13 protein-coding genes and 1 tRNA gene are annotated in these 16,957 nt (G+C 66.8%); 7 read left to right on the plus strand and 7 right to left on the minus strand.

All coding sequences use genetic code 11. The features are described from left to right. Nucleotides 1-252: 252 nt before the first annotated feature. The gene (locus ACFFIC_RS00675; RefSeq protein WP_377048079.1) at nucleotides 253-1,014 is read right to left on the minus strand and encodes an SDR family oxidoreductase; all 762 of its coding nucleotides are present in this window, start codon (nucleotides 1,012-1,014) and stop codon (nucleotides 253-255) included. A gap of 474 nt (nucleotides 1,015-1,488) precedes the next feature. On the opposite strand from ACFFIC_RS00675, the gene ACFFIC_RS00680 reads away from it, so the two are divergent. The 5 genes from ACFFIC_RS00680 to ACFFIC_RS00700 all read left to right on the plus strand — a co-directional run bounded on the left by ACFFIC_RS00680 (nucleotide 1,489) and on the right by ACFFIC_RS00700 (nucleotide 6,609). Next, the gene (locus ACFFIC_RS00680) at nucleotides 1,489-2,520 is read left to right on the plus strand and encodes an ABC transporter ATP-binding protein (RefSeq protein ID WP_377048080.1); all 1,032 of its coding nucleotides are present in this window, start codon (nucleotides 1,489-1,491) and stop codon (nucleotides 2,518-2,520) included. A 91-nt stretch (nucleotides 2,521-2,611) separates the two neighbouring features. Beyond that, nucleotides 2,612-3,886 (plus strand): ABC transporter substrate-binding protein, encoded by a 1,275-nt coding sequence (locus tag ACFFIC_RS00685; RefSeq protein WP_377048081.1) that lies wholly within the window; start codon nucleotides 2,612-2,614, stop codon nucleotides 3,884-3,886. Between the two features lie 90 nt (nucleotides 3,887-3,976). Continuing rightward, a complete protein-coding gene (locus ACFFIC_RS00690) occupies nucleotides 3,977-4,855 on the plus strand; it encodes a carbohydrate ABC transporter permease (protein WP_377048082.1) in 879 nt (292 codons plus the stop codon). Then, on the plus strand, nucleotides 4,852-5,754 hold the full coding sequence (locus ACFFIC_RS00695) for a carbohydrate ABC transporter permease (RefSeq protein ID WP_377048083.1): 903 nt from the start codon (nucleotides 4,852-4,854) through the stop codon (nucleotides 5,752-5,754). Before ACFFIC_RS00690 ends, ACFFIC_RS00695 begins: the two co-directional genes overlap by 4 nt. Nucleotides 5,755-5,757: 3 nt before the next feature. Then, on the plus strand, nucleotides 5,758-6,609 hold the full coding sequence (locus ACFFIC_RS00700; protein WP_377048084.1) for an endonuclease/exonuclease/phosphatase family protein: 852 nt from the start codon (nucleotides 5,758-5,760) through the stop codon (nucleotides 6,607-6,609). Between the two features lie 507 nt (nucleotides 6,610-7,116). On the opposite strand, the gene ACFFIC_RS00705 is transcribed toward ACFFIC_RS00700, so the two are convergent. Further along, entirely contained in the window at nucleotides 7,117-8,499 is a 1,383-nt protein-coding gene (locus ACFFIC_RS00705) for an exopolysaccharide biosynthesis polyprenyl glycosylphosphotransferase (RefSeq protein ID WP_377048085.1), read from the minus strand. Between the two features lie 702 nt (nucleotides 8,500-9,201). Between ACFFIC_RS00705 and ACFFIC_RS00710 the strand changes: the two genes are divergently transcribed. Further along, the gene (locus tag ACFFIC_RS00710) at nucleotides 9,202-9,990 is read left to right on the plus strand and encodes an Npun_F0296 family exosortase-dependent surface protein (protein WP_377048086.1); all 789 of its coding nucleotides are present in this window, start codon (nucleotides 9,202-9,204) and stop codon (nucleotides 9,988-9,990) included. 625 nt (nucleotides 9,991-10,615) lie between these two features. On the opposite strand, the gene ACFFIC_RS00715 is transcribed toward ACFFIC_RS00710, so the two are convergent. Next, nucleotides 10,616-11,518 carry a LysR family transcriptional regulator gene (locus ACFFIC_RS00715; protein ID WP_377048087.1) on the minus strand — a complete coding sequence of 301 codons (903 nt, stop codon included), beginning with the start codon at nucleotides 11,516-11,518 and terminating at the stop codon, nucleotides 10,616-10,618. Between the two features lie 91 nt (nucleotides 11,519-11,609). Here ACFFIC_RS00715 and ACFFIC_RS00720 point away from each other — a divergent pair, with 91 nt between their 5' ends. Further along, nucleotides 11,610-12,491, plus strand: a complete 882-nt coding sequence (locus ACFFIC_RS00720) for an aldo/keto reductase family oxidoreductase (RefSeq protein WP_377048088.1) — start codon at nucleotides 11,610-11,612, stop codon at nucleotides 12,489-12,491. 489 nt (nucleotides 12,492-12,980) lie between these two features. Here the strand turns inward: ACFFIC_RS00720 and ACFFIC_RS00725 are convergent. The 4 genes from ACFFIC_RS00725 to gyrA all read right to left on the minus strand — a co-directional run bounded on the left by ACFFIC_RS00725 (nucleotide 12,981) and on the right by gyrA (nucleotide 16,956). Further along, a tRNA-Lys gene (locus ACFFIC_RS00725) sits at nucleotides 12,981-13,056 on the minus strand. 48 nt (nucleotides 13,057-13,104) lie between these two features. After that, entirely contained in the window at nucleotides 13,105-13,623 is a 519-nt protein-coding gene (locus ACFFIC_RS00730) for a peptidylprolyl isomerase (RefSeq protein WP_456306910.1), read from the minus strand. A gap of 95 nt (nucleotides 13,624-13,718) precedes the next feature. Then, nucleotides 13,719-14,225 carry a pantetheine-phosphate adenylyltransferase gene (coaD, locus tag ACFFIC_RS00735; protein WP_377048090.1) on the minus strand — a complete coding sequence of 169 codons (507 nt, stop codon included), beginning with the start codon at nucleotides 14,223-14,225 and terminating at the stop codon, nucleotides 13,719-13,721. Beyond that, on the minus strand, nucleotides 14,218-16,956 hold the full coding sequence (gene gyrA / locus ACFFIC_RS00740; RefSeq protein ID WP_377048273.1) for a DNA gyrase subunit A: 2,739 nt from the start codon (nucleotides 16,954-16,956) through the stop codon (nucleotides 14,218-14,220). The genes coaD and gyrA overlap by 8 nt, the downstream gene beginning before the upstream one ends. Between the last annotated feature and the right edge of the window lies 1 nt (nucleotide 16,957).

Genomic DNA, 16,957 nt, shown 5'->3' on the forward strand with positions numbered 1-16,957 from the left:
GGTGCTTACGGACAGCATGCTCGGCTGAGACAGCAGGACCTCGGAGCGTCTCCGAACCGGCGGAGACGCTCCGGCACCCTGGGAGTGTCGCCTATGGCGCCTTCCGCGGCCGGTCAGCCTTCTGCGGCTTGGCCTCCGGCATCTTTCGGGTCGCACCGCAACATGGAGTGGCGCCACGAGCCGACTGGATATCGAGGGTTGACCGCACAGGCAGCAGAACGAGACGGCTTCGAGGAGCAGGTCCCTGTTCGTCTACAGCTTCCGTCCGAGCGCCGCGACATAGCCGCGGTTGTAGGTCGGCGTCAGCCAGACCTCGTTCATCGTGACGCCTGGCGGCAGCGTTGCGGCATAAAGGATCAAGTCCGCGCAGTGCTCCGGCTGAAGCATGCGGCCCAGATCCTCCTCGCTCAGCGGGTTGGGCCGCTTCTTCAGGATCTCTGTGTTCACCTCGCCCGGGCAGAAGGCGGTGCTGCGGATGTTGTTGACGCACTCCTCCATGTTGATGCTATGGCTCATTGCCACGACCCCGTGCTTGGCCGCGTTGTAGCCCGCGCCGCTCATCACGCCCACGTTGCGGCCGGCCATCGACGCCGTATGGATCATCACGCCGCCGCCCTGTGCGCGCATGATCGGCAACACCGCCCGTGCGACGTAGAAGGCCGAGGCGAGATTGCCTTGCACGAGCTGGTCGATCCCCTCCGGAGTGAGATCGGCCCAGCTTCGCGCCGTCACGTTCAGTCCGGCATTGCTGACCAGAATGTCCAGCCGCCCAAAGGTGGCGCCGATCCAGTCCGCGACCCGCTGCACCTCGGACGATGCCGTCAGGTCGGCGGACTGCACATCAGCACGACCGCCTTCTCTCCGGATCTGTTCCGCCACCTGCTCCAGCCGATCCAGACGGCGCCCGGTCGCCACAACGGTCGCGCCTTCGGCGGCGAAGCGCCGTGCCACCGCCTCTCCGATGCCGCTGCCTGCGCCGGTTATCCACGCGAGCTTGCCGTCGAGCTTGCCCATGCTCCCCTCCCCTGCCGGTTGAGGGACGCTACCGCTGCCACCAATGCTCCGCAAAGCCGGCCGTTCCGGCTGCCCGGGGCTTCCCCTCCGTCCGTTCCATGCCACCCTGGCCTCAGGACGGGCGGCTGGTCCTCCGGCCTGCAATCCTCGCTGCGTGCGAGGATGCCAAGGAAGCCTCACGCCATCGGGTTCCCACGCGCGCTCAGCCTCTTGCCGTATCCCTCCCCCTTCATCCCCCTTCGGTTCAGGGCAGGAAACCAGCCGCGGAGGTCAGATAGATGGGGCATCGGGTCGGCACCTGTGGTCTCCCCGCAGGTTTCCTGATCGTCTCGGGATGTTTGACCTTCAAAATATGCTGTGCGACATTCCACATCGAAGCAAGGGATGGGGTGGCACGAAGCCGCATGTACATCCGGGCTGCCTAGAACGACGGGGTGCAGCTGGAACCCCACCGCTTTGTCAGGGGCGTCAGGAATGCACAGCATCGTCGTCGACGGGGTGTCGAAGGATTGGGCGGGCACGGCCGCCGTCGACAGGGTGAGCTTTGTCGCCGAGGCCGGCAACCTCGTCGCGCTGCTCGGGCCTTCAGGCTGCGGCAAGTCCACCACCCTGCGCCTCATTGCCGGGCTGGATGCGCCCACCTCCGGCAGAATCGAGATCGCCGGGCGGGATGTAACCAGTCTGCCGCCAGCGAAGCGCGGCATTTCCATGGTCTTCCAGAGTTACGCGCTGTTCCCACACCTGTCGGTCGCGGAGAATATTCTGTTCGGCCTGAAGGTTCGCGGCGTTCCGCGCGCCGAGCGCGACCTCCGCCTTGCACGGGCCACTGACATGCTGGGCCTGAAGCCATTCCTCGAACGTCGCCCATCCCAGCTCTCGGGCGGTCAGCAGCAGCGCGTGGCCCTTGCGCGCGCCATTGTGGCCGAGACCTCGGTCTGCCTCATGGACGAGCCGCTCTCCAACCTGGACGCGCAGCTGCGCCTGGAGATGCGCCGCGAGATTCGCGCCCTGCAGCAGCGCCTGGGCATGACGATGATCTACGTCACCCATGATCAGGTGGAGGCGATGACCATGGCTGATCGCGTCATCCTGATGCGCGGCGGACGTATCGAGCAGAACGCAACGCCGGCCGAGCTCTATGGCCGCCCCGCATCCGCCTTCGCGGCTCGCTTCGTCGGCACACCGCCGATGAATGTCGTGCCGGCCGCCGTGCTGGCCGGGCGCGACTGGGCACTCCCGCGCTTCCAGACTCACCAGCTGCCAGATCTCTCCGTGGGAGTCCGGCCTGAAGCGGTGCGGCTGGACCCGGGCGGTATTCCCGCCGAAATCGTGGCAGCCGAATATCTCGGTGCCGATACGTTGATCGAAACGCGGCTTGGCGACGCGACCTTTGTTGCGCGCACCGGCGGGCGGGTCGGGATCAAGGCAGGTGACACGGTCCATCTCGCCTGGTCACCCGAGGACGCCCACTGGTTCGAGCGCGGCAGCGAGCAGCGGGTGGCCTGATCCACCGTCACGCAGGCGTCATCGATGTCGTGATAAGAAGGCGTTCCGGAGCAAGCCGGATAATGGAGGGATGATGCACAGGCGACATTTCATGGCGGGCTCCGCCGCGCTCTCGGCCGCGGCACTGGCCAGGCCCGCCCTCGCGCAGGGTGGCCCGACCGAACTCTCGTTCTTCTATCCCGTCGCCGTCGGCGGCACGATCACCCGCGTGATCGACGGCTACGCCGCCGACTTCTCGCGGGAGAACCCCGATATCAAGGTGATGCCGGTCTATGCCGGCACCTATCAGGAGACCCTCGTCAAGGTCCTGACAGCCCACAAGAGCGGCACGCCCCCAACCTTGTCCGTCCTGCTCTCCACGGACATGTTCACGCTGATCGACGAGGAGGCCGTGATTCCGTTCGATGGCCTGATCAGGACGGACGCGGACAAGGCGTGGCTGGCCGACTTCTTCCCCGCCTTCATGCTGAACAGCCAGACGGGCGGCCAGACCTGGGGCATCCCGTTCCAGCGATCGACCATCGTGCTTTACTGGAACAAGGAGTTGTTCCGGCAGGCCGGTCTCGATCCGGAGAAGGCGCCGGCCAGCTGGGTGGAGCACGCAGCCTTCGCCGAGAAGCTCACGAAGCGCGACGCCGCCGGCAATGTCAGCCAATGGGGCACCCAGATCCCCTCAACAGGCTTCGGCTACTGGATGCTTCAGGCGCTCGCGATCGAGGCGGGCGAGGTGCTCGCCAACCAGGAGGGGGACAGGACCTTCTTCGACAAGCCAGGTGTCGTCGAGGCCCTGCGGTATTGGGTGGACCTGGCCCAGAAGCAAAAGGTCCACGCACCCGGCATCGTGGAGTGGGGCACGACGCCGCGGGATTTCTTCGAGGGAAAGACCGCGATGATGTGGACCACGACCGGCAACCTGACGAACGTCCGGACCAATGCCCGATTCGACTTCGGTGTGGCCATGTTGCCAGCCAACAAGCGCCGCGGCAGCCCAACCGGAGGCGGCAACTTCAATATCGCCAAGAAGTCCACGCCAGCACAGCAGGAGGCCGCCTTCCGCTTCGCGAAGTGGATGACCCAGCCTGAGCGTGCCGCGCGCTGGAGCATCGACACCGGCTATGTCGGCGTGAGCCGCGCGACCTACAACACCGGGACCATGAAGGATTACGTGGCGGGCTTCCCGGCGGCGGCGGTGGCGCGCGACCAGCTGGAGTTCGCGGTGGCCGAGCTCTCCACCCACGAGAACCAGCGCGTCACCAAGGCGCTTGGCGACAACATCCAGGCAGCCCTGACGGGCGGCAAGCCGCCCGAACGGGCGCTCCGGGACGCGCAGGCCGAGGCCGAGCGCATCCTCCGTCCGTACCGCTAGCCCTCCTCAAGCCTCGCGGGCGGCACCCTGGTGCCGCCCGCTCCGTGTCACAGCCCCCTATGCCGCGGGGGCAGCCAGCAACAGGGATCGATGAAAAGCCGCCTTTCCTCAGCCGCCCACGGCTGGCTGCTGCTGCTGCCGGCGATGGTGCTTCTCGTTGCCTTCACGCACTGGCCCGCGGTCGCGAGCTTCGTGGAGAGCTTCACCTCCACCGCCCGCCCGCGCCGCCCATCGCGTTTCGTCGGTGCCGCGAATTACGAGCAGATCCTCGCCGATCCCGTCTTCTGGCAGTCGCTGACCAACAATCTGTGGTTCGCGCTCGGCACCATTCCCCTCGCGATCGGGCTCGCGCTGCTGATGGCGATCTGGGTGAACGACCGTATCCCCGGCCGCACTTTCGCACGCATGGCCTATTTCACGCCCACCATCCTGCCGATGATCGCAGTCGCCAACATCTGGCTCTTCTTCTACACGCCGCAATACGGCCTTCTGGAGCAGATCACCGGCGCGCTCGGGTTCAGCTCGCACAACTGGCTCGGGTCAAGGGAAACCGCGCTGGCCGCCGTCACGCTCGTGGCCGTCTGGAAGGAGGCCGGCTTCTTCATGATCTTCTATCTCGCGGCCTTGCAGGGGATCTCGCCCGTGCTGGCGGAGGCCGCCTCCCTCGAAGGGGCGTCGCGGTGGACGTTCTTCCGCCGCGTCCAGTTCCCATTGCTCATGCCGACGACGCTGTTCGTCCTGATCAACGCCGTCATCAATGCCTTCCGCACCGTCGACCACATCATCGTCATGACACGGGGCGGCCCGGACAACGCCACCTCGCTGCTGCTGTTCTACATCTATCAGGTCGGCTTCAACTTCTGGGACACGTCCTACGCGGCCGCCCTGACCGTTGTGCTCCTCGCTCTCCTGGCGATCGCGGCGCTCGTTCAGTACGGCTGGCTCGAACGAAGGGTCCATTACCAGTGAGAGACGGCTTCGCGGAACCTGCCGTTCCGGCCCGCCGGCCAGCCGGCCGCCGCGGCGCAGGGCTGGAGGAGCGCGCCTCCCCCTATGCGCCCACCGGCACCTGGCGCCTGCTCGAAGGAACGGGGGCGATCCTGCTCGCGGTTCTCTGGATCCTGCCCCTGCTCTTTGCATTCTGGGCTGCCTTCCACGAGGCGGAATACACGACACGCCTGCAGTTGGACGCGCCGCTGACGCTGGAGAACTTCCGGCGCGCCTGGGATGCGGCGCCCTTCGCGCGCTACTTTCTCAATACCACCATTCTGGTGACGCTGATCTTCCTCTGCCAAGTCGTGCTGGGGACGCTGGCCGCCTATGCCTTCGCGCGCTTCGAGTTTCCTGGACGAGGCATTGCCTTCGCGCTCGTGCTGGTTCAGCTCATGATCATGCCGGACGTGCTGATCGTGGAGAACTATCGCACGATGAGCCAGCTCGGCCTGGTCGACACCATCCCCGGCATCGCCCTGCCCTACATCGCCTCGGCCTTCGGCATCTTCCTGCTCCGGCAGACCTTCAAGACGATCCCGCGCGAGCTCGACGACGCTGCGCGGGTGGAGGGCGCGAGCGCCCTGCAGATCCTGCTCAAGATCTACGTCCCACTGGCACGTCCCATCTACATCGCTTACGGCCTCGTCTCGGTGAGCTACCACTGGAACAACTTCCTCTGGCCGCTCATCGTGACGAACTCGGTTGGGGCGCGCCCGCTGACGGTTGGCCTCCAGGTGTTCGCAGGTGGAGATCAGGGTGTGGACTGGGCCGTGATCTGCGCCGCGACCCTGATGACCTCAGCGCCGCTCCTGATCGGCTTCCTGTTGTTCCAGCGGCAATTCGTTCAGAGCTTCATGCGCGCCGGAATCCGCTGACCCATGCAGATTGCTACCTGGAACGTCCAGTGGGGACTTGGCATGGACGGACGAGCTGACCTAGCGCGCATCATTGCCCACGCGCGGTCGCTCGCGGATTTCGACGTGCTGTGCCTGCAGGAGCTCTCCGACAACCTGCCCGATCTCAAGGGAAACAGGGGCGAGAACCAATTTGCCGAAGTCGCGGACCTGCTGCCTGGATTCCAGGCAATTGCCGGAGCAGGGCTGGAGGTCATGGGCGAGGGCGGAGCGGTCCGGCGCTTCGGCAACATGATTCTGTCACGCCTGCCCGTGTGCCAGGTCCTTCGCCACACGCTTCCCTGGCCTGGGGGAGGGCCGCACAGCATGCCGCGCATGCTGCTTGAGGCGACGGTTCTGACCACGTTCGGCCCCGTGCGCATCATGACGACACACCTGGAGTATCATTCGGCTGAGCACCGACGGTTGCAGGTGGAAGCGATCCGCGTCGCGCACGCCCTTGCCCACGACCGCGCCGCGCGGCCTCGGGAGCCAGGGACCGGCGCCTATGCCCTTCAGCCGCATCCATCCTCCGCGATCCTGACGGGCGACTTTAATATGCCGCCGTCGGATCCCACGAAGCGTCACCTGTCTGCGCCTCTGGAGCGCGGCGCACCGCCGTTTCTGGACAGCTGGGAAATCCGCCATGGAGGCGCGCCGCACCCACCTTCTTTCTGCATCACGGACCAGACCTATGGGCAGCCGCATTGCTGTGACTACATCTTCGTCACGGAGGACCTCGCTCCGAGGGTTCATTCGGTCCGATACGACACGGAAACACGCTTGTCCGACCACCAGCCCGTTATCCTGACTTTGGATTGCCGTGCGGAAGAGTGAAAGTTCAGGTTCGCTGCGGTGGAGACCACCGGCAGCAGGGGGCGAAGTCCACACCGGTGGCCGGTTGGACGACAGCGCAGTGGGGGCTTCATTCGTAGCACTGGCCGCACAGCACGCGCGGGCGCTGGCTCCGTGCTCGCCAGCCTTGGTGGGTCCGCACTTTCCGGACCATGTGGCCGTCGGACGAAGCGATTATGGCGTCTCTCCTGCGAGCCGTACTCGGCAGACGCAACGCATCAGCGAAGGTGGATGTGATTCACGTGGATGATGCCACTGACAACTCGCCGGTCCTCCACGCTTGGTACTCCACGCGAGAGCGGGTGGTAGGGCGGGCCGCTGGATCCGCGTCTTCGTGAGCCAGAACAGGTCAGTCATGGCAGCACCTCCGGACACCAGGGGTTCGCAGCAGCATCGAAGATCAAGAGGATCGTTGATAGGCCCCGGGTCTACTGCATTCAACCTTGTGCCGGCGTCTGACGAACCAAAACAGATGGTGGGAAGGGCGCCTCACCGAGCTCCACTCGGCCAGAACATGACATGCAGGGTTTGCAGGATGATCCGCAGGTCGAACAGGATGCCGAAGTTCTTCACGTAGAAGAGGTCGTAGCTCAGCTTGGAGCGCGCATCGTTCAGTGATGCTCCATGAGGATAGTTGACCTGAGCCCATCCGGTAAGGCCGGCCCGCACAAGGTGGCGTTCCTCGTAGAGGGGCAGCTGGCTGGAGAGCTTCTGGGTAAAATCGGGCCGCTCCGGACGCGGTCCAACAAAGGCCATATCACCGCGCAGAATATTCAGAAGCTGCGGCAGTTCATCCAGGCGCGTGCGGCGCAGGATCAGGCCGATCCTTGTCATGCGCGGGTCGGCCTTCGCCACACGAACAGCGCCACAGCCTTCCGCGTTCGATGCCATCGTACGAAGTTTGAGAATGCGGAACACGCGTCCTCCACGCGAAACGCGATCTTGACGGTGGAGCGCGGGGCCGGGGTCCTCAAGCTTCACCGCCAGGGCGGCGACCAGGAGAGTTGGCGAAACGAGGAACAGCAGCACGGCGCCGATGGTGAGGTCGAGTGCGCGCTTCAAGCAGCGGTCCATCGTTCCCATGACGAAGCCGTCTGAGTACAGCAGCCAGCCGAGATCGAGGCGCTTGAGGTCGATCCGGCCGATCTCCTTCTCCAGGAATTGAGCGTACTCGGTTACCGGGTACCCCGCCATCTTGCATGCGAGCAGGCTGTCCGTGGCCAGGCCGCGCCGCTCGTCCGGCGCCACCACGATCTGGTCGGGGTTGAGGCCGCGAACCGTCGCGAGAAGATCCTTCAGGCCGACAACAATTCGGCTGCCAGGATCTTTTGTCAGGCGTGGATCAACTTCGCCCATGACGTCGGCGTGGACGAAAATGACATCAAAGGCCAGGGTTCGTGCCTCCCGGCGCAGCACCCAGATCAGGTCCCAGGCGCGGCGTCCGGCGCCGATAACGAGGAGGCGGCGGCGGAAGGCACCGCGGCGTCGAAGCAACTGGAGCGTGAGGCGTGCGGCAAGGCCAGCGGCCGCGAAGCACGGTACACAGGCGGCGAACATCAGGTGGGCATTCGGGAGAGCGAAGCCGCCCGGCAGGGCTGCCGTTGCGGCCCAGCTGATCAAGCTGCTTGCACCGGCCGCGATCGGCACACGCCCGAGCATGTCCCCAGTCTCGATTAACGCCTCACGTCGGTAGAGGCCCAGCGCGTAGAGGAACATCAGGTCAGTCGCTGGAAAGGCCAAGGCCGCGGGACCGATCGGATGATCCGTGGCGATAAGCAGAACCGCGGCGTAGCAGGCCAGAGCGAGAAAGGCTGCATCCAACATGAACAGGAAGCGGGAAGCGGTTAGGCCGGAGCGCTTCTGGATGTGCATGGTGAGCTCCAGCAGGGCTAGGGTGATCCGGGCCGCCGCAGTGCAGGGCCCGGCCGAGCGGAAACACACGTGATTCGTTAATCATCCGTGAACCTATCTCAGGAAAGGCAGTTCGGAGCCCACCGCTACCCCTCCGCTGCGGCAGCCGCATCGCCTTTTCGTCACTTCCGGTCGTCCAAGGGGGCCAATCCGGCGAACTCAGCCACCTTGTCGGCGCAACAGCATGTCCGAACCTCGGGCGCTTCGCCGACCGGGCCTTGCAGCGCGGATGCTTTGACGACCTCACCCAAGGGGCGCGCAACCCGCGCAGCGGGGCGGCACCTAGCACGATGAGCCGGAAAGGTACGGAGCAACGACCCTTGGGGTCACCCCTGCGACGGGTGAGATCGAGTTCGGGGAGGCGGTCCAAGGCACGCGTGACCGTGGATTGCTCGGCGCTCAGGAAGGCGGCGAGCCACCAGGCGCGTGCGTCGGCACTTCGGGAGGCTCGCAGGTTGCACGGTAGCGCGCCTCGCTTTGCGCCGTAGCCGAGGCTCACAGGACATCCCGGGTGCCTGGACGACGAACTCAAGCTCCGCGGCAACCAGCGCCCACACGCCTTCCTGCCGGCAAGCCAGAACCGCTCATTTTGTGTTGCTTAAACGAAACTTAATCTTGTTTTTGGGACGGTGGTCATGATACCAATATGAAACGATCGGTGGGATGGTCCTGCCGCTGGAATGCCAAGAGCTATACATGCGAAACCTCCTGCTCGCCGGAGTTGCCCTGATCGGGCTCTCCGCCCATGCCGATGCGGCGCTGATCACCACTACCAGCCTGTTCACGCCCGTGCCTGTTCCAGGCACCACGACCACCATCGGCCTGCAGGGTACGACGGCACCGTCGCAGGCCGCTTTCTCCGGCGACGGCTACACGATCGGCTTCGCTGTCGGGGCGAACCAGGGCATCGTGCGGGGCGCCTCTTCAGGGCTCCACGCCATTCCGGTGGCGGGCGTCAGCAGCGGCAATCCCACCTACCTGACCGGTGACTTCGCCTCCGACCAGACCACGAATGCGGGCCTGAGCGGGAATTACCTGTCCACCGGGCTGGGGAGCATCATCATCACCTTCGCCGCGCCGCAGACCGCTCTTGCGCTGCTCTGGGGCTCGATCGACAGTTCCAATGCCATCACCTTCAACAACACGGCCACCGACACTCTGACTGGCTCCGCCGTGCAGAGCCTCGCCGCCGGCTTTGTTGGCAACGGCTTCCAGGGTCCGGGCGGAAGCGCCTATATCAGCGTGCTCTCGGATACGCCCTTCACGACAATCACCCTGTCGAGCGGCGTTGTTTCCTTCGAGGCAGCCGGCCTCATTGCATCCACGGCTCCGATCAGCGTCCCCGAGCCCACCTCCCTTGCCGTCTTCGGCATGGGCCTCCTCGGCATGGGCCTTTTTCAGCGGCGCCGGGCCAGCCACATCTCCGATCATCATCTTGGGTCCCGCGGCTGACATGAAAACGAGACCGTGCGCAGTCACCATCAGGGAAAATGTCGGCCACCCCTGGGGTGGTGCAGCCGGATGGGACTTCATCGAATTGCGGGCAGACAGCGAGCGGGCGATCAGGAAGTTCCGCCGGTCGGCCAAGCGCGAGCACTGGCTTGAATGGTCCGTTGGACACAACGGCGATCAGGTCACTGCGGTGCTCTACAAGCCGCACGGGATGGCGGGGCCTTGGACACCTCCAAACAATCAACAGGCCCTCGCCTTTGGCAACCCGTCCAGACGCGCAAGTTGGATGAACTGGTTAACGAAACTAAAAACCTCTGCTGTAGCCGCATGGTGGCAACCCAACCGCGAGCTGGGTTCCTGAACAGTATCTGCAACAAGAGGTTTGCTGTCCGGTAAGGCACATAGTGGGATCTCCCCATGAAAGGGGAGAAGCCCATGACGCAGCAGAGACGCTTTGCCGAAGGGGTCCCCTGACGAACTGACCACCTATGTCGGGGCTGAGAACGGCGGAGGCGGCTGGTGACGGGAGGCTCGCCCAACCTTTGATCTCACCGCCGCAAGGATGCGACGCGAGCACAAGCCTGGGCTGTGCGGCTCGCGAGGCATCCGCTTTCCCGGCTGATGCTCAGCGTGCTGCATCTTTGATGAAGTCGATGAAGGCCCGCAGCGGCGCCGGGACCAAGCGACGGCCGGGATAATAGAGGAACGGCCCCGAAAAGGCCTGCCACCAGGGTTCGAGCACGGGTTCCAGGGCGCGGCTGTCGAGGTGGGGGCGGAGCCAGTCCTCAAAGAGGATGATGATCCCCGTGCCCGCGACCGCCGCCTCCACCGCAAGGTCTGTCGCCCCACCGACGCTGACTAGGAGGGGGCCGGTCGGGTCCACGCGCACCACCTCCCCCTCCCGCTCGAATTCCCACACCGTCATGGCACCGCTGGCGAAGCGGCCGCGCAGGCAGGCGTGGTGGAGGAGATCCCGCGGGTGTTCCGGCCGCCCGTGGCGGCGGAGGTAGTCCGGCGAGGCCGCCGTGGCGTAGCGCTGGACGCGCGGCCCGATCGACACCGCGATCATGTCCGCCTCCAGCCGCTCGTCGTAGCGGATGCCGGCGTCGCAGCCGGCGGCCAGCACGTCCACGAAGCCGTCCTCGGCGATCACCTCCAGCCGGATCTCGGGATAGGCCGCGAGGAAGGGCGGCACGAGGCGCGGCAGCACGAGGCGGGAGGCGCTGACGGGCACGTTCAGCCGCAGCGTGCCCGCGGGCCGGTCGCGAAAGCTGTTCACCGCGTCCAGCGCCGCCTCCACCTCGCCCAGCGCGGGGCCGAGGCGCTCGAGCAGGCGCCGGCCGGCCTCGGTCGGCACGACGCTGCGGGTGGTGCGGTGCAGGAGGCGCACGCCGAGCCGCGCCTCCAGCCGCCTCACCGCGTCACTGAGGCCGGAGGCGCTGGCACCGGCGGCGCGCGCGCCGTCGCGGAAGCCCCCCGCCCGCGCCACCGCGAGGAAAGCGTTGAGGTCGCTGAGGTCTGCCGACATTGTCCGCCATTTCGTACGGCTTGTACGGATTATATCCGATTATCGTGCACCGGAGGAGGGCTTAGCTAGGGGGCGTTCAAGGAGAACGGTCATGGCCAGCATCGACAATTCCGGCACCTTCCACCTCGGCGACCGCCGCGTGCGGCGGCTCGGCTACGGCGCCATGCAGCTCGCCGGGCCCGGCGTCTTCGGGCCGCCGCGGAACCGGGCGGAAGCGCTCACCGTGCTGCGCGAGGCGGTCGCGGCGGGGGTAAACCACATCGACACGAGCGACTTCTACGGCCCACATGCCACGAACCAGGTGATCCGCGAGGCGCTCGCCCCCTATCCGGACGACCTCGTCATTGTCACCAAGATTGGCGCCCGCCGCGGCGAGGACGCCTCCTGGCTCCCGGCCTTCTCGGCGGAGGATCTGACGCAGGCGGTGCACGACAACCTCCGCAACCTCGGCCGCGACGTGCTGGAGGTGGTGAACCTGCGCATCATGTTCAGCGTCCATGGCCCCGCCGAGGGCTCGATCGAGGCGCCGCTGACGGCGCTGGCCGAACTGCAGCGAGAGGGGCTGGTGCGGCACATCGGCCTCAGCAACGTCACCCCCGCCCAGGTCGCGCAGGGGCGCGGCATCTGCGCCATCGCCTGCGTGCAGAACGAGTACAACCTCGCCCATCGTGGCGACGACGCGCTGATCGACGGTCTCGCGCGGGACGGCATCCCCTATGTGCCCTTCTTCCCGCTCGGCGGGTTCAACCCGCTGCAATCCTCGATCCTGTCGGAGGTGGCGGGGGGGCTGGGCGCGACGCCCATGCAGGTCGCGCTCGCCTGGCTCCTGCGCCGCTCGCCCAACATCCTGCTCATCCCCGGCACCTCCTCCGTCGCGCATCTGCGGGAGAACCTCGCGGCGGCCGGGCTCGAGCTGCCGGAGGCGGCGATGGGGCGGCTGAACGGGATCGCGGCGGAAAGTGTGGCGGGCTGACCAGGCCACGCCTCGGCCGCTGTTCATGGCTGCGCGGTGCAGCCGTTCTGGCTTGAATACCGGAAGCGGTGGGTCTGCTCCCGGCCAGCATCACCCATCCACCTTCGCGACGCTCAAGGGGCACGGCATGCCCGTCTTCAAGCGGCCGGTTCTTTGAAGCCGCGCAGCAACACGCGCATCCGCAGCATGGAGTCTGAAATAAACCAAAAGGCAGGACGCGCGGGGCTGTAGGTTTGGGGCATGTCTGCTCCCTGCCCGAGTTTGGGAAGCGACGTCTCCAGGAAGGCGGCACAAGGTCCCGCTTACGGCCTTGGTGCCGGTGGAGCCCCCTGCCCTCTCGCGAACACCTCCTGGCCAGGCTGGCAGCGCGCCGCGACCGAGACGACCGCCGCTCACCGACGAGCAAATCATTTCGGCTCAGTTGTCCGGGCGATGCCCAGGCAGGGAACGTGCCTCTACGGACCGAGCCCTCTACCCGTTCGGCTTTCTTGGTGCGCCCGCTGGGGCTCGAACCCAGGACCCCAAGATTAAAAGTCTCGTGCTCTACCGACTGAGCTACAGGCGCGCACCGCCCGTCCTATGGGAAGTGCGCGCCCCTGCTGTCAAGGTGGGGTCAGGCGGCACCCGCCGGGCGCATCTTCACGATTCGGTCCGGGTTCTGCACCTGGCCGCTGCTGCCCGAGCCGCGCTTGATCTTGTCCACCAGCTCCATACCGGAGGTCACGCGCCCCCAGATCGTGTACTGGCCATCCAGGCTCGGATAGGGCCCAAACATGATGAAGAACTGGCTGTTGGCGCTGTTGGGGTCGCCCGCGCGCGCCATGCCGCAGGTGCCGCGCAGAAAGCGCGCCTTCGCCGGCGGCGAGAACTCGGCGGGAACATTGGGAAGCTGGCTGCCACCCGTACCGGTGCCGGTCGGGTCACCGCCCTGGGCCATGAAGCCCTCGATCACGCGATGGAACGGCGTGTTGTCGTAGAAGCCCTGTGCCGAAAGCGTCTTGATCCGCTCCACGTGCTTGGGCGCAAGGTCGGGCCGAAGCTCGATGGTCACCCGACCGTCCTTCAGGTCCAGGTAGAGCGTATTGTCGGCGTTGGCCTGGGCCTCGGCCTCGTTGGTGGTGGCGTCGCTCATCATGACTCCCGTGGCGGTCGCAATCGAGGTGGCGATAAGGATCCGGCGCTGCATGGCGTTTGTTCCCCGGAGTGGTTGGCGTGGTGCGCCGCCAGTCAGTTGCCCGGGCGGACGCGGGCGAGCGTGCGCTCGAGCGTCAATTGGGGCACGAAGGAGGAAATGTCTCCCCCCAAGCGCGCGATCTCCTTCACGAAGCGCGACGAGATGAACTGGTTCGTCTCGCTGGCCATAAGGAAGACGGTCTCGACGCCCTGGTCCAGGCGGCGGTTCATGCCGGCCATCTGCACCTCGTAGTCGAAGTCGGAGACAGCCCGCAGGCCGCGCACGATCATGCCCGCGCCGTGCTCGCGCGCCAGCGTCACCAGCAGCCCGTCGAAAGGCACGACCTCGATCGTGGCGCCGGTTACCGCCGCGACGCTGTCGGTTTCCGCCCGCACCAGCTCCACCCGTTCCTCGATCGGGAAGATCGGCCCCTTACCGGCGTTCATGGCCACTCCGATCACCAGCCGGTCGAGCAGACGGGCGGCACGGTGGATCACATCGATATGCCCGTTGGTCACGGGGTCGAAGGTGCCGGGATAAACCCCGATCCGCTCAGGCATCGGCCGCAACGCCCTCGCTCACCACCGCGCCGTCGTCCACCACGGGGAAGCAGGAGGTCACGGCTTCTCCCTTGTCCAGGCGGAACAGCGTGACGCCCGCCGCCTGCCGGCCCATCACCCGCACCTGGTCCGCAGGCAGGCGGATCAGGCGCCCGTTATCGGTCACCAGCATCACGTCGTCGCCCGGCCGCACCGGGAAAGTCGCGACCACCGCATGGCCCTTGCCGCGCCCGAGCGGGATGCTCGCGATCCCCTGCCCGCCACGCCCGCTGCGACGATACTCATAGGCGGAGGCACGCTTGCCGAAGCCGGTATCCGTCACGACCAGCAGGATTTCCTCGGCCTGCTCCAGGTCCTCCGCCCGCTCGGCGCTGAGCGCGACCTCCTCTGCGGAGTCCTCGCCCTCCTCGGCGCCGGCCGCGCTGTCCCCGGCCTCCTCCGGTGCCTCGCCGGCGGCCTCTCCCTGTGCCCGCCGCTTCGCCGCGGCGAATTTGAGATAGGCCGTCCTCTCCCCCGGCGTCGCCGGGACGTTGCGCAGCACCGAGAGGGCGATCACCGCATCCCCCTTGCCCACAAGCTTGATGCCCCGCACGCCCGTCGAGTCACGGCCGGCGAACACGCGCAGCACGCCCTCCTCCGCGGTGAAGCGGATGGCGCGTCCGAGGCGCGTCGCCAACAGGATGTCGTCGCCCTCCCGGCAGGTCTGAACGCCGACAAGGCTGTCGCCCTCGTCGAGCTTCATGGCGATCAGCCCCGCCGCGCGCACGTTGCGGAAGTCGGACAGCCGGTTGCGCCGGACGTTGCCGCACTCCGTCGCGAAGACGAGGTGCAGGTTCTCCCAAAGGCTCTCGTCCTGCGGCAGCGGCAGCACGGCCGTCACCGTTTCCCCGTCCTGCAGCTGGAGCAGCTGCCGGAGCGAGCGCCCGCGCGCCGTCGGCCCCGCCTCTGGCAGGCGCCAGATCTTCTCGCGGAAGGCGATGCCCCGGCTGGTGAAGAACAGCACGTGCTGGTGCGTGTGCGCGTTGAACGACCGGATGACGACATCGTCCTCCCGCGTCCCGGCAGCGCTGCGCCCGCGCCCGCCGCGGTTCTGCGCGCGGAAGGTCTCCAGCGGCGTGCGCTTGACGTAGCCGTCGCGCGTCAGCGTCACCACCATCAGCCCGGGCTCGATCAGGCTCTCGTCGTCCTGGTCGGATACGCCATCCAGGATCGAGGTCATGCGCGGCACGGCGATCTGCGCCCGCACCTCGGCCAGCTCCTGCGCCATCAGCTCCAGCCGGCGAGGCCGGGAGGAAAGGATGTCCAGCAGCTCACGGATGCTGGCCGCGATCTCGTCCAGCTCCTGCAGGATCTTCTCCCGCTCCAGGCCGGTCAGGCGGCGCAGCGTGAGTTCCAGGATGCCGCGCGCCTGCGCCTCGGTCAGGCGCACCGTCTCCCCGGTGACGACGTTGCCGGCATCGTCCACGAGCGCCAGCAGCGCGCCCACGTCGCCGGCCGGCCAGTCGGTGGACATCAGCGCCTCCCGCGCCGCGGCCGCGTCGGGGCTCGCGCGGATCACGCGGATCACCTCGTCGATATTGGCCACCGCGATGGCAAGCCCGATCAGGATGTGCCCGCGGTCCCGCGCCTTCGCCAGGCGGAACCGGCTGCGTCGGGTGATCACCTCCTCGCGGAAGCGGATGAAGACCTGAAGCGCATCGCGCAGCCCCATCTGGCGGGGCGTGCCGTCGTCGAGCGCGAGGAAGTTGACGGGAAAGGAGGTTTGCAGGTTCGTGAAGCGGTAAAGCTGGTTCAGCACCACCTCGGCCGTCGCGTCCTTCTTCACCTCGATGACGATCCGCATGCCGTCGCGGTCGCTCTCGTCGCGAAGGTCGGAGATGCCCTCCACCTGCTTGGCGCGCGCCAGCTCGGCGATGCGCTCGATCAGCGTCGCCTTGTTCACCTGGTAGGGCACCTCGGAGACGACAATCGCCTGCCGCCCGCCGCGCATGTCCTCGATCTCGCAGCGCGCGCGCACGGGAACGGAGCCGCGCCCCGTCTCGAAGGCGGCGCGAATGCCCGCGCGGCCCAGGATCAGCCCGCCCGTGGGGAAGTCCGGCCCCGGCATGATCTCCATCAGCCGCTCCAGCGTGATCGCCGGATCGGCGATCATCGCCAGCGTCGCGTCGATCACCTCGCCCGGGTTGTGCGGCGGGATGTTGGTGGCCATGCCCACGGCGATGCCGTTGGAACCGTTGACCAGCAGGTTCGGATAGGCTGCCGGCAGGACGCGCGGCTCCACCGCGCTCTCGTCGTAGTTCGGCTGGAAATCGACGGTGTCCTCGTCAATGCCCGCCAGCAGCGCCGTCGCCGACTTGGCCAGCCGCGCCTCGGTGTAGCGCATGGCAGCGGCCGGGTCGCCGTCCATGCTGCCGAAATTGCCCTGGCCGTCGATCAGGGGCACGCGCATGGCGAAAGGCTGCGCCATCCGCACCATGGCGTCGTAGATCGCGCTGTCGCCGTGCGGGTGGTACTTACCCATCACGTCGCCCACCACGCGGGCGGACTTCTTGTAGGGCTTGTCGGCCGTGAAGCCGTTCTCGTTCATCGCGAAGAGGATGCGGCGGTGCACGGGCTTCAGCCCGTCCCGCGCATCCGGCAGCGCGCGCGACACGATCACGCTCATCGCGTAATCGAGGTAGGAGCGGCGCATCTCCGCCTCGATCGTCACCGGCCGGGTTTCGTCGGGCATC

This window comes from Muricoccus vinaceus (genome assembly GCF_042433125.1).
Classification (GTDB): domain Bacteria; phylum Pseudomonadota; class Alphaproteobacteria; order Acetobacterales; family Acetobacteraceae; genus Roseomonas; species Roseomonas vinacea.

Bases quoted from the DNA above. Each gene is read 5' to 3' on its own strand.
- ACFFIC_RS00680 (WP_377048080.1), top strand. From the start codon at position 1,489: ATGCACAGCATCGTCGTCGACGGGGTGTCGAAGGATTGGGCGGGCACG.
- ACFFIC_RS00730 (WP_456306910.1), bottom strand. From the start codon at position 13,623: ATGAGCGACGCCACCACCAACGAGGCCGAGGCCCAGGCCAACGCCGAC.
- ACFFIC_RS00685 (WP_377048081.1), top strand. From the start codon at position 2,612: ATGGCGGGCTCCGCCGCGCTCTCGGCCGCGGCACTGGCCAGGCCCGCC.
- ACFFIC_RS00705 (WP_377048085.1), bottom strand. From the start codon at position 8,499: ATGCACATCCAGAAGCGCTCCGGCCTAACCGCTTCCCGCTTCCTGTTC.
- ACFFIC_RS00720 (WP_377048088.1), top strand. From the start codon at position 11,610: ATGGCCAGCATCGACAATTCCGGCACCTTCCACCTCGGCGACCGCCGC.
- ACFFIC_RS00700 (WP_377048084.1), top strand. From the start codon at position 5,758: ATGCAGATTGCTACCTGGAACGTCCAGTGGGGACTTGGCATGGACGGA.
- coaD (WP_377048090.1), bottom strand. From the start codon at position 14,225: ATGCCTGAGCGGATCGGGGTTTATCCCGGCACCTTCGACCCCGTGACC.
- ACFFIC_RS00715 (WP_377048087.1), bottom strand. From the start codon at position 11,518: ATGTCGGCAGACCTCAGCGACCTCAACGCTTTCCTCGCGGTGGCGCGG.
- ACFFIC_RS00690 (WP_377048082.1), top strand. From the start codon at position 3,977: ATGAAAAGCCGCCTTTCCTCAGCCGCCCACGGCTGGCTGCTGCTGCTG.
- ACFFIC_RS00710 (WP_377048086.1), top strand. From the start codon at position 9,202: ATGGTCCTGCCGCTGGAATGCCAAGAGCTATACATGCGAAACCTCCTG.
- ACFFIC_RS00675 (WP_377048079.1), bottom strand. From the start codon at position 1,014: ATGGGCAAGCTCGACGGCAAGCTCGCGTGGATAACCGGCGCAGGCAGC.
- gyrA (WP_377048273.1), bottom strand. From the start codon at position 16,956: ATGCCCGACGAAACCCGGCCGGTGACGATCGAGGCGGAGATGCGCCGC.